Below are 12,522 nucleotides of genomic sequence, written 5' to 3'. Positions count from 1 at the left end.
TTTAAATTAATAGCTTAGATTAATTCGTGATCTAAAAACCCCTGTTATGATCATACGTTATAACCATAGCTGAGCGGCTTGTGGGCAATGACCGATAAGCCAGACAATAACCACTGCCATTGTTCGGCGCTGAGTGTAATGACGTCATCGTCTTCTTTGTCGGGCCATTTAAACTTGTCTTTTTCAAGGCGCTTGTACCACAAGGCAAAGCCGGTTTTATCCCAATATAACACCTTCAGCTTGTCCTTGTTTTTATTGCAAAACGCAAACACCTGACCGCTCATCGCGTGTGCTGCCATTTCTTGCTCAACAATCGCCGAGAGGCCATTGATGGATTTACGAAAGTCTACTGGCTGGCGGTGCAAGTAAACAGACTCATTGTGCCAGCAGATCAAGACAGCGCCCTGAGCAGTGCAGCCAACCACAGAGCATCTGTGTTTGATGGCAACAACACCGTATTCTGACCATGCTTGAGCTGTAACAACTCAGGCAGAGAAACGGACTCAGATGCAGCAGGCTTAGCGGCAATAAAAGATGACTCAGGTGGTTTTTTAGTGCGAAGTTTACTTCGGCGATTATAAAAAGACTTGGTACTAAGGTTGTGCTGCGTGCAGAAGTCAGTGACAGACAAACCACTGAGTTCCTGTTGTTCGATAAGTTGCAGCCATTGCTCTGCGGTTTTGTGTTTAGGCATGGTCAGCTCCGAATTGAGGTCAGAGTTGTACTTTATAGGCTGAGCGTATTCAGTAGCTAGGTGTGGTTCAGGCGACGCTTACCGGGGAACACATGATTTATTCAAAACAGAAGACATTGAAGAACGGTTTAGCCCCGTGCGTACGGGGAACACACATATGTCGACGGCTCACTGCACAACAAACACGGTTTAGCCCCGTGCGTACGGGGAACACTTGAAAAGTCACCACTGAAAGAATCTGAGATGCGGTTTAGCCCCGTGCGTACGGGGAACACTCAATACACCTCTTTTAATGCCCGAATCATGACGGTTTAGCCCCGTGCGTACGGGGAACACTCCTATGTTTGCCTTTCCGGTGGTTGTGGTCACGGTTTAGCCCCGTGCGTACGGGGAACACCTCGGTGATAGTGACGCATTGCATGTTAATTCCGGTTTAGCCCCGTGCGTACGGGGAACACCCTCTCAGTAATATGAAGAAACTCAGCTGTAGCGGTTTAGCCCCGTGCGTACGGGGAACACCAAAATGGGTGATGAAATTGTATATGTGGTGACGGTTTAGCCCCGTGCGTACGGGGAACACAATCGCCAGCGCTTGAGTATAGTTAAATTTAACGGTTTAGCCCCGTGCGTACGGGGAACACGCCATAGCTAGTTGCTCTCCACTTCAATAAATCGGTTTAGCCCCGTGCGTACGGGGAACACACGTACTGCATAGTGTGCAACTGTATTGAATGCGGTTTAGCCCCGTGCGTACGGGGAACACTCTAAAAACACAATTGCGCGCTAAACTATCTCCGGTTTAGCCCCGTGCGTACGGGGAACACGTCGGTAGCATCAATGGCGAGTGTTTCGCTCACGGTTTAGCCCCGTGCGTACGGGGAACACTCTAAAATTATATACTTGTTTTTAATAAAGAAAAATCACCTAGTAAAAGTTACCGAAAATTTTAGGTACAAAAGCACCTCTCACTATGAGGTATAAATCTTAATCACCAACTTGTTAAAGAGCATTAAATCGAATTAAAAAGTGGGGCGTTCGCTAATCAGCTCCCGGATTATCATTTGCTCTGGGCGTATACTTCACCAATCTCAGGCCCTGAAAATCGACAGGCATTCTGGCGTTTTCGCCGTAAGTGATAAAATCAAAACCCGACTCGGTATTAGTTGCCCAAGCCATAACCGCATTGCCGTCTTCCGCCAGCTCACTGACCTGAAACCAGATCATTTCACGAATGCGCTTGCTCACATCACCTACATACACACCGGCGCGGATCTCCAGCAGCCACACCGCCAGACGACCTCTTAACCTCGGTGGCACCGCCTCAGTAACAACCATGCACATACTCATAGTGACCCTCCGCTGCGATGGCCCTCGTCGCCTATGGATTCAGGCTCAGGAATAGCAGGCGGTTGTGCGTCAGCATAGGGCTCGGGCGGTGTTACCTCTCCGGCGGCTAATACTTCTTCAATCAGCGGGATAAGGCGTGGTAATACCTTGTCTTTACGGAACGCTTCGCGACAGGCGATGCGTACTTCACGATCGGGGGATTGTGGCCGCCGTTTGGCAATTTTAAACGCCACAGGCACCACGGTATCGAATTTTATAATGTCAGCAATATCATACACAAACGACAATGGCTTGCCTGTATGCAAAAAGCCAATGGCAGGCGCATAGCCAGCGGCCAGCACTGCTGCTTCGGTGACGCCATACAAGCAAGACGTAGCGGCGCTGATACATTGATTGATCACATCGCCCTTTGCCCAATCCTTAGGGTCGTAGCGTCGTCCCTGCCAGCTCACCTGATACTGTTTGGCAAGCAGCTCATAGGTTTTGCGCACGCGCGTGCCTTCAATGCCCCGAAGCTGGTCAACCGAGCGTCGCTCCGGTGCCGGTTCGCCAAAGCGTAGCTCAAACATTTTGCGTACGACTTTAAGTCGCAGGTTTTCATCCAACGCCAGCTTGGCCTGATAGAGCAATTTATCGGAGCGCGCACCGCCGGGCTGACCCGCAGAGTAGAGCCTGACTCCCGCTTCTCCCACCCAAATAAGCAACGTGCCCGTGGTCGCTGCCAACTTCACCGCCGCATGACTCACCCGAGTACCCGGTTCCAGCATAATGCACACCACAGAACCCACCGGAATAAGCATCCGCTCGCCGTTTACTTCATCAATCACAACAAATGCACCGTCGCGCACATCAATACGCCCCATACCAATAAAAATCATGGAGTTACGATCTTTAATTGGAATAGGTTTTAAAGGAAGAAATGCCATTCCCTGCACTCCCAAATTAAGTAAAAAATTAGCTAAGAAAAAGGCGAGTCTCCCCGCCTTACTGATTAGATTACAAAGGTTTAATCAACATCAGCCCGCAGCCAAAAGCTTTGGAGCGGCCGATGCCGTTGAATAATGCCTCAGTAAACTTTTCGGGGTCTGTCACCTCAAGCTGACCGACTATATCGACAGTAGAAAAGCGGATCTGGTTTTTCCCTTTTGCAACCTGGTGTTGCTGATAAGCAAAAATATCGCAATCAGCTAACTCAGCTCTGGCACTCAGGCTCAACAACCGCTCACTCCACCACTGGCGCAACACTAAATCAGTTTTAAACCTTAACCACATTTCAAGTAGATCGCTGCGTGCTATTTGCTCAGAAAGTTGCAATTCCGCTTTCCAATTAGCGACAACACCATCATCAGCAAAATCCAACAATTGGCTTTTAAGCCGAGATTTTTTGCTCACTTGAGGATCTACCCCCAACTTTGTAAGCTCGCTTAGCAATAAACTTTGCTGTGTGTTCATCACCACATCGTGGCGACGGTTGTTTTTACACACCGTCGGATTAAGTGTAATTTGATAGCCGAGCTTTTGTCCCTGATATAATACAGGGTTGAATCGCTTGGTTTGGATAGCAAATATCTCATTATAGTTTTTCGGCTCCTGTGCCGAGAGCACCATAAACTGATCGAGCGCGTCATTGACGGTACAATATAAAAAACCGCGTTTTTGCTCACCGGCAAACAGCTTCCAGAGTAACTGGTGGCTGGCGTAGCAACCATTCACAGCGAGTTTTTGACGCTCCTCTCTGGCCATGGCATTACCCAACAACTTTATCTGACTTAAAAACACTAGCTCCTCCTTACCTTTGATATTCAACCACCAGCTGATGCTCGGTGCGCAAGTCAAACAGCCATTCTTTCCTGTCTATCGGATTATCCCGTACACTCTGAGTATGAACTCGCTCTGTCTGCTCAGCGATGAGATCTGCCCTGTCACCCTGCCAGTAGTAACTCACGGTTTTATCCGGTTTAAGCCAAATTGAATCGGCCTGCTCAGTACCTAGTATCGGTGGGAACTCATGATCTAATGCCGCTTTTAGCGATACGTTTTCAACCAAGGTCGGGCACAGCGGTGCTGCTAATGGGCAAGATTTACGTCCCAAGTACAACATATATTTAGGCCGTAACAATGCAGCGCGGATCACCTCTAACGAGTACGTTGAAGAGCTCGATTCTAGCGCAACAACCCACAGCCCGCTTTCCCGGTAATCACGGTTTGACAGTACGGTGTTTACCTTTTTCGACTTAACCAGTTCGTCACGCCGAGTGTATAGCCGCACTTTTTTATCTTCACTCGGTACTTGCGCTGTATGAAAGTCTCTGAGCAAGCTACCCGCATTGTACTGTTTAACATGGCAGCTTAACGCTTCGTTTAACGTATTTAAGTCGGCTTTATCTTCACGCTTAATGCCAAGCGCAGCAGCAACCAAACCAAGCAATGCGCCTCGTGTCGGGCGAATATTGGTGGGTCGGTCGCCGCCCACAGCCGCGTCTCCCCAACTGGCTAAAGGCCCGTATAGTCTGATCACCAAATAATTACTGGTTTTCATAGAGACCCCATTAATCAGCAGCAAAAGCCTGCAAAGACTTAAAGTTGCCTTCACCGGTTAATACATTGATAGACTGACGACTATCTGCACAAGGCTCATAAACAGAATCAAAGTTCTCGATTTGGCTTTCTAAACGCTGAACAGCGATTTGCGTCACGTTCTCACTCTCGTCAAGGGCCTTTACAGGGCTTACAAAAGCACTTGCAAGTGAACGAGGCTGCTGTTCCCCTTTTTCTACCAGAATGTAAGAGGCATAAGCATGAGATGCAAAACTATTTTGTTTGCCTTTTGGCGAGATTTTCGCGATGCACTCCAGCAATGAGGCGATGGTTTTGTTGGCAAGCTCTAAATCACCAGAAAGGTTATCTACCAGCTGCTCTTTATCAATGCAGATATAGTTGTACAACACCGCAGAAGCAAAACCGCTGTCACCAATATGCGCAGCACCTTGATCTCCTTTTCCTGCGTTGAGGTCGTCCACCGCGGTAAAGTAGTCACTTTCTACGGTGACATTTTCAACACTGATTGCGTGCGCAACCTGACACGCCGCTTCAACGTTAAACTCTGGGCTCGATGCCAACATGCGGCCAAATAAGGCTATATCTGCGGCTTGGTTTTCTGCTTTAAGTAGTTGCAACTCATCTTTTTGCGGCCCGCGATTTTCAGCTGCTAGCTGATCTGCCAGAGCAAATACCGCTGCTTTTTCACTGGGGCTAATGTGCGCTAACTGCTCAATCTCCAGCGCGTCTTTTTTACCTTTGCCAAAAACTCCCGCGATCACAATTGCCCAAGCTCTGGCGTCTTCCTCTTTTACTTCTTTTTCGGTTAGGTAGTTAAAAACCTCAACGCCCAACTTTTTAGTTCGGGTACCAATGTGTTCAGCTAAGCTCGTTTGAAATACGTCACTCACCCGCCAATTGCGCTTTGAACTTTGCGAACTGACTCTCAGCCTTTCAAAGCCACCAAACTTGGCTGTTTTCGGTCTACCGGTTTCTTCCCTGTTCAGATTTGCAGGTGCGTATGATGTAAGAGTGTGGATCTGAATAAATTTGCTCATGGTATTTTCCTTATTTATGCCTTGTTCGCTACATCTTTGTAATAGTCCATCGCCCAGCGTACGGCGATCCGCTTGTCAGCCCGTCTGGGCGCCTGATAATTGTGTTCTTCAAACCAGCAGGCGATGTCGTCTGCTAGGCTTAAAATGTTTGTTTTATTGTTCAACTGGGCCAGAAGACGGCTCAATTGTGTAACAAATTCCTGCTCGTTTTTTGCAGCCTGAAGGTTCTGAAATCGCAACTCACTGACTAAGGGCTTCTCTCCTTCCGCTTCGACTCGTCCTAAATCATGGGCAAAACTGCCACTGTCATGGTGCCCTCGAACCATACTGAGACTTTTAGCTATCACAGCAAAACAGGGCATCAGCCAATGTTTTTGGTTGTCATGGATCTCAGCCGGTAAATCCTGCCACAGTGCGGAAAACCCCTGCGTCAGATACACATCATCTAACCTTGCGGCACGCTTTAGTTGAGCACGAAACACGGTCGGCGCAGGCTTCACTCTATGTGCAGACTGCCTCTCCTCGTCATTTGACATCGAGATCCACCAACGGTATACACAGTGGAAGGCATCCCAGCTGGTTGATCTAAACAACTGGCTTTGCGGTTTGTAATTAAACATCATCGGCGTGCGCCTCCTTGTTTTCAGTCTTTATGTTATAACGCTGTTTAAATTCTTTACTGGTCTTCTTACCATGCAACCAAGCCGTCAGTTTTTGTCTAGCGGCAATTTTTCTGGTGATCGCTTGATTATCCATTGAGATACTTAATACAACTTCATCAAAAATATCTAATACGGCATTGAGTGCCCGGTAAAACCAGCGTTTGGCATCTTCACTTTGCAACTCTCCCTGAATGCAAATAGCTTCAGCGACAGTAAAAAAGTCGCGTTCTGTGTTTTGCCAGTAGCACAACACATGTTGCGCTAAATCTGCTTTTATATCTTTAGGCCTGTCAAACAGCGCTTCTTTAATCTGCATACGCATCATGCTACTGAACTCTAAAGCCAGTTGGATCGAATAATTTAAGTCGTGAATAACATCCGCACGCTTTGCTTCATCAAGCAAAAATATAGGAAACTGGCTATCGTACCAACCTCTGGCTTTCATATTGTCCATATCAAAACCAAATGCCCAAAGTCGCGGCTGCAGATCTACATAGTCCATTTTGATATCGTAAAATTCACGGATCACTCTGGCTGGGTGATTCCCCTCATCTGCATTGGCAAAACACAAGGCGTGCCATTGTTTATACTGAATGCCACCGGGTTGCCCTTTACTGGATAGGTTATCTTCATTCGGCTTTTTCGGGTTACTGCGGTAATGCGTGAGCGGATGCCACCAGCTCCCTGCATAGTTGTTGCCATAGTTCGTGGTGGCAAAAGACTTAACCAACACCTCACATTGATGGCCAGTCAGTGAGCAAGTGCCCGCAGACTCCTCTGGCTGTAACCGTATGCGCCTCGGCATTGCCCAAAAGTGCGTAAGAAAGTGCACATCTTTTGATAGCACTTCAGCGCCTTTACCTTTACTCACTTTGGTGCTTTCAAGCCAGGGAAAGATCTGACCACCTTGTAACTGTGCATCACTCACTTGGGGTTCAATACAGACATTTAGCCACAACTTGCGCCACAGGCTGGGAGATTCATCGTTGGGTAACAATAAGGTAGTAAGTGGCCCGCCGCCGCGTAGTCCAGTTCTGTAGCCAACACCACCAGCTGGGGCGTTAATTTGCAATGTGAAGAGCGCCAGTGCCGCCATATCTGGAGATAGCGCTGCTGCTTTACCACGTTTTATAAAATGGTCCACATTATTTTTAAGCGTGTTATCGCCAGGTGTTTCTATCAATAGCGTATTGATATTTTGCGTGCTTGCTCCGTCCAGTGGATCTAAGTCCTGCATAAACAGCGGGCCTTCTCCAAATAAGTTAAATGCATGTGCCGCTTTATCGAACGCTTCGGTTAATGCCTGTTCCGATGGAGGGGATTCATACCAATCATGCCAGTCTTCCTCTTCTTCGGGAGAACAACAGGTTTGCAATAGCCCAATTGCAAACTGATAGGCTGCTCCGTAAAAATCGGCGCGTGGCAAGGCAAAGTCCATCACATCCGGATTTGCTATTGCCGACAAAGGCAACTGCCTAATTGAGTTATCCTTGAGCCGATAATATAGCCAAGGATCTTGTACTAAATTACTCATATCATTTTCCCTAATTGAAATGGGGGTAAGCCCCCATGATTAGTGAATCAATCCATTACAACTTGAAGAGGCTGAGTGGCCAAATCTTCAGACGAAACTCTTCCGCATTTAAAACAGCTCCACAACTAGTGCGTTTAACCCAACGAAAAACTAATTCACATTCTTGGTTTGTCTTAGTCATATTTTTTCCTTTGAAAGATTGGGGCTGAGTTGAAGTCAGGTTGCATCCTCGCTACTATCCAAGTTCTCACACAGGTGTACGGGGTTTGCAGATGCAGCCCCGTTACATCTTCAAAACAACCTGTAACACATTGTCATTGAGCCATCCTTATATTGCAAGCACTTTGTTCAGTGTTCAGATGAAAATCCTCACACCTTAAAAAAATCCATTGTTCCGACGAAAATCCACACACCTTGATTATTTATTTGCACTTCTGCATCCCTAAGTTAAAATAAACTGTTCTCCAAAGCTTGGAGCTCACCCGGTGTGGGGATTATCTTCCGCACATTGAAACTTATGTTCCCCGTGCTCACGGGGATTCCTTTTGAATCAAACCTTTACTATCTTCATAGAGATAATTCTCATCACTACCTTGTAACCAGAACCGTTTGTATTTCAATGAGGGGTAGCGCTCGAAAAGACTCTCCAGCTGCTCGCTATACTCTTTTGGAACTGGCGCTAGCTTCTTAGCTATTGACTCCTCATCTACCCGAATTTCACTGTGCTGTAACAAATGCTTTTTAGCCAAACCATCAGCATAGAAAGTTAGCTCTTCCCCTTCGGTCAGCTTTAACATCACTACCTGAATATTGACTCTGTCGCTGTAACGCGTGTTTATTTCCAGCTCCTCACCTAACCACACTTTTCCCGCTTCACGGCTGTAACCTTTGTCCCATTCCAGCTTTAGCTGTTTAGCGGTGTTTTCCATAGTCTGTTCCCGCGCCCGATATTCGCTATGGTGGCAATCTAAGTTACTTGGGCGTGTATTAAGTGCCATTTGACTATAAACCCCCTCAACCAAATCTCGCGCCTTCTCAGGCAAGTACATACCCCCTTTTTCTCTTAATACTTTTTGCGTTAGCCAAATAATTGCTGAACTTCGATAAACTGCAGCTGTACCAGAATGCCCTTTATGTAACCAGTCTGTTTCAGGTTCATTTTGCCACTCCGGGCAAAACACCTTTAATAATGCAGGAGGCCGTTCATCTTCTTTTAGCTTATCGTTATAGTTACCATTAGCATCACGGATATGCCTTTTTAACCGCCCAGCTCTCTGAATTAAGTCATCAATAGGGCAGATATCGCTGATCATAAAGTCGCTATCCGCGTCGATCGATTCCTGAAATACCTGAGTTGAAACAAGTATCTTCCCAGCTCTTTGTTCAGGCCCACTCTCTTTGCCAAACTTACTTAATACCTGTTTTTCCTTTTGTTTTCTGTCGTATAAGGCAAAGCGGCTATGGAACAGAATGATATGCTCTTGTGGATAATGCTCTGCCAGTAAAGCATAAGCGTTTTGAGCATCCGTTACGGTATTACGGATCCAAACAACTGCCTCTCCTCGCTTTGCTCGCTTCAGTATCTCGTCGATACAATCCTGTTCTGAGTGAATGAAGTCAACCCGTACTGATTTCTGATTTCTGGACAGACTACCAACAGGTTGCTCTTTCAGTTTGCCTTGTTGGTCAATTCCGGTTACCAGCGGAAACTCTGAATTTTGGATGTTTTCTACATGCTCAAGACCCAGCTCTTCTTGCCAAATATTGCAAAGCCGGTTGCGCCTTTCATGGGGTAATGTCGCCGTTAGTAGTATGACACTGCCACCAAACCTTAAATGAACCCTTAATAAATCTTCCAGCATCGTAAACATATATTGATCTGCCGCATGTACCTCATCAAGGACTAATATTTTTCGCACCAGTCCATGAACCCGAAGAGCGCTATGTTTAGAAGGTAAAATGGAAAGCAACGGCTGATCGATAGTGCCAACGCCCGCCTTAGCAAGCAGCGCTTTCTTTTTAGAGTCAGCATACCAAACATGACAGGCCTGACTCGCTGTGGAGTCGGAATTACCATACTCGATATCAGGAAGCTGATTATATATGAGCGAATCCTGATAAGCTTCTTCCATCATACTTGCGCCCTGTGCCAGAACCAAACTCGCCTTTTTACCATCAATCGACATCATCTGAAGATAATGCTTTGCAATGCGATGATACATTGCACTGGATGTGGCCATGGTAGGTAAGCCAAAATAAAATCCATCAGCAGCACCTGCATACATCAAACGATGTATTAGGATCAGTGCGGCCTCCGTCTTACCTGCTCCAGTCACGTCTTCCAAAATAAATAATTGAGGTGAAGAACCAACAGGGACCTGCTCAGCAAAAGCCTGTAGTGGCGTTGGTGTATCGAAGCCAAAGTGCTTTTTAACAGAATCGTAAGGCGAAACTTCAACATTTCCTGTGAGTTGCCTGTCTAAAAGAGCATTATGTGATTTTTTTAAAGCTTTCTGCCAATAAGCATCAATTGCCATAGATTGTGACTGATAAGCAAAATATTCCGTATCGGACCCCAGCCAGTCAGCCAAAATACATATGCCATTGATATGCCAGCTGGCATATCTAAGGTGTTTTCGCCACAACGTATCCGCAAACTTTTCAACAGGAAAGTTACTGGCAAACATCTCTAGACTAAGCTGGATAAACTCTATACACGCACAATAATTTTCATCAATACAATAATCCTTGTCTTTTCTACCAAACTCTCCGGCCACAACAGGATCACCATGATGGCCAAACACAGCATTTAGTATGATCCTAACAGTTCCAAGCTTCTTCAAAGCTTCATGTAATGCAGCTGAAATATTATTTTCTTTAAGCTGCTTTAGACACATTTTCCAGAAATGATGGCCTAACCCATCATGTCGGGCATCTTTTGCAGAATATGGCTCTTTGGACTTTCCCTGACTTAGATTGCTGTCATAAAACTCAGCGAGATTTTGAAAAGCGGATGCAAATTTACCCAAGTCGTGAATCGCAACAAAGAATCCGACCAAAGACTTAAGCTGTGGAATAGTTAACCCCAGAAACTCGGCCAAATCTTGTGTAAATTGCTTATTCAAATCCAGATAAGTCAGTGCAACCGCCGCCACATCTAGGCTATGAAATACAAGTAGGTGATAACGGTGAAAAGTTTCGCCCTGCCTGGCGATTTGCCACCCTTTTTTGCTCGCAAGTGCTTTGAGGTGATCGACAGAATTAACGCCTGGATGGCGTTCAACAATATCTTGTAATGACTCGCCATTAATCTCACTCATGCAGTAATCAATTTCAAGTGGCTTTCTGGCTTTACCCCAGTATTTGAACATCAAACTGTTTAGATCTGTCATATTGCTCTGGTCCTTGCTTTCAATACACTCAGCTTACGACGCGAATAAAACGCCGACAATCCTGCAATTGCAACCAGTAAAGAAATTACCCGGTCTGGGGCGTTTGTTTAACTGTTCCATAACAACCTTCTGGCCCTTAGCTCTCTATAGCAGGCTGGTTCCATCACAATTTGCTGTGCTTCCGGGTGTGGGTGCTGAACATCTAACCTCAAAATGCTGATCAGGTAGTTGATCAGTGCAGCGTTGGTTTTAATTTGCTTTTGGTAATTGTGCATATCAAAGTCGTGAGCGATAACTTGCTGGGCGTACTCGCTGAGTCTTGGGTCGGGGATTATGGTTAAAGTGACTTCCTGCTGCCAGGCTTCGTCGTCTTTTTTGTACTTTTGCGCTTTGCTGATAAATTCTGGGGAAGCAGAGACGATACGCGATAATGAAAAGTCTCTAAAGCCTTTGGCTTTTTCACAGTAGGCTCTCAAATGATAGCGCAGTCCAGAGTTAATCAGCGTGTGAGGGCGGATCACGCGCTCGGTTTCACCGCCTTCTTTTATAGACTGATAGCGAATATCCAGCACGCTTTGTCGCCGACAGGCATTCAATATGGGCCGCAAAATGGTGGGGTTAAGCTTTCTGTGTGGTAATGCCAGCGAAGTAATCGTTGAGGAACTCAGATTGTGTATGTACTGTTCCCCTGTGAGACTAGTATACTCAGTAAAATCCTGAGAGATATAATTAGGTGTAAAGGGGCTTGCCAGCACATAGGCTTTCTCAGACTCATTATAGCTTGCGGCAATCTGATAACGCTCAATAAAGTCGGTGACATAACGCCGTGCGCTGGGCCTTGAAAGCTTAAATTTGCTCTGGAAAGTACCGGTCTGGATTTCTCCCTGCCAAAACAATACCGCTTCAATATATCTAAAATACAGCTCTTCCTTAGCCTGCATAAAACACTCTGGTAAAATTTTCGTAAAATAAATGTATCAAAACAAACAAAGTAAGTCATTGACCTGAGACAAACTGACAGAGAGATCACGCTAGCATTTTTTTGATGATAGATTAATAATCAACTATTGCGGCAGTGTTTCCAATGGGTAACGGTTATATGCAGTTTATATATGATGTGAGTTCGAGTCTCACCCTGCCACCACTTCCAGCCAAGCTGTCCACCGCCTCTTTCCTACTAAAATGTTCTACTGGTTAGCCCCGTGCGTACGGGGGCGAAGTAGGACCAAAACACAGTTTCGCAGCCTGCTAAGGTGAGCGCATGGATGCGTGAGGGATGCTGCTTCACGGACGAATA

General features: G+C 46.2%; 11 protein-coding genes and 1 CRISPR repeat array. All 11 genes read right to left on the bottom strand.

From position 1 onward, the window contains the following. Positions 1 to 50 precede the first annotated feature (50 nt). Positions 51 to 395, bottom strand: a complete 345-nt coding sequence (gene tnpB, locus PNC201_RS20420) for an IS66 family insertion sequence element accessory protein TnpB (protein ID WP_102056525.1) — start codon at positions 393 to 395, stop codon at positions 51 to 53. Beyond that, the gene (gene tnpA, locus PNC201_RS20415) at positions 392 to 694 is read right to left on the bottom strand and encodes an IS66 family insertion sequence element accessory protein TnpA (protein ID WP_102056524.1); all 303 of its coding nucleotides are present in this window, start codon (positions 692 to 694) and stop codon (positions 392 to 394) included. The genes tnpB and tnpA overlap by 4 nt, the downstream gene beginning before the upstream one ends. 124 nt (positions 695 to 818) lie before the next feature. Continuing rightward, a CRISPR array of direct repeats spans positions 819 to 1,579; the repeat unit is 29 nt; unit sequence CGGTTTAGCCCCGTGCGTACGGGGAACAC. Between the two features lie 153 nt (positions 1,580 to 1,732). Next, a complete protein-coding gene (gene cas2e, locus PNC201_RS20410; protein ID WP_095727294.1) occupies positions 1,733 to 2,041 on the bottom strand; it encodes a type I-E CRISPR-associated endoribonuclease Cas2e in 309 nt (102 codons plus the stop codon). After that, complete coding sequence (gene cas1e / locus PNC201_RS20405) at positions 2,038 to 2,967, bottom strand: type I-E CRISPR-associated endonuclease Cas1e (protein WP_102058229.1); 930 nt, start codon at positions 2,965 to 2,967, stop codon at positions 2,038 to 2,040. The genes cas2e and cas1e overlap by 4 nt, the downstream gene beginning before the upstream one ends. A gap of 70 nt (positions 2,968 to 3,037) precedes the next feature. Continuing rightward, positions 3,038 to 3,820 carry a type I-E CRISPR-associated protein Cas6/Cse3/CasE gene (gene cas6e, locus PNC201_RS20400; RefSeq protein WP_102058228.1) on the bottom strand — a complete coding sequence of 261 codons (783 nt, stop codon included), beginning with the start codon at positions 3,818 to 3,820 and terminating at the stop codon, positions 3,038 to 3,040. A 10-nt stretch (positions 3,821 to 3,830) separates the two neighbouring features. Continuing rightward, on the bottom strand, positions 3,831 to 4,580 hold the full coding sequence (cas5e, locus tag PNC201_RS20395; RefSeq protein WP_102058227.1) for a type I-E CRISPR-associated protein Cas5/CasD: 750 nt from the start codon (positions 4,578 to 4,580) through the stop codon (positions 3,831 to 3,833). Positions 4,581 to 4,590: 10 nt separating this feature from the next. Further along, the gene (gene cas7e / locus PNC201_RS20390; protein WP_102058226.1) at positions 4,591 to 5,637 is read right to left on the bottom strand and encodes a type I-E CRISPR-associated protein Cas7/Cse4/CasC; all 1,047 of its coding nucleotides are present in this window, start codon (positions 5,635 to 5,637) and stop codon (positions 4,591 to 4,593) included. A gap of 14 nt (positions 5,638 to 5,651) precedes the next feature. Next, positions 5,652 to 6,260, bottom strand: coding sequence for a type I-E CRISPR-associated protein Cse2/CasB (gene casB / locus PNC201_RS20385; RefSeq protein WP_102058225.1), 609 nt, complete (start codon positions 6,258 to 6,260; stop codon positions 5,652 to 5,654). Beyond that, the gene (casA, locus tag PNC201_RS20380; protein WP_102058224.1) at positions 6,250 to 7,833 is read right to left on the bottom strand and encodes a type I-E CRISPR-associated protein Cse1/CasA; all 1,584 of its coding nucleotides are present in this window, start codon (positions 7,831 to 7,833) and stop codon (positions 6,250 to 6,252) included. The genes casB and casA overlap by 11 nt, the downstream gene beginning before the upstream one ends. A 530-nt stretch (positions 7,834 to 8,363) precedes the next feature. Next, the gene (locus PNC201_RS20375) at positions 8,364 to 11,225 is read right to left on the bottom strand and encodes a CRISPR-associated helicase/endonuclease Cas3 (RefSeq protein WP_102058223.1); all 2,862 of its coding nucleotides are present in this window, start codon (positions 11,223 to 11,225) and stop codon (positions 8,364 to 8,366) included. 107 nt (positions 11,226 to 11,332) lie between these two features. Continuing rightward, on the bottom strand, positions 11,333 to 12,166 hold the full coding sequence (locus PNC201_RS20370) for a transcriptional regulator (protein ID WP_102058222.1): 834 nt from the start codon (positions 12,164 to 12,166) through the stop codon (positions 11,333 to 11,335). Positions 12,167 to 12,522 lie beyond the last annotated feature (356 nt).

This window comes from Pseudoalteromonas sp. NC201 (assembly GCF_002850255.1).
GTDB lineage: Bacteria > Pseudomonadota > Gammaproteobacteria > Enterobacterales > Alteromonadaceae > Pseudoalteromonas.
Note: the sequence above shows the minus strand (reverse complement) of the source record. Positions and strands in the feature narration are given on the sequence as shown.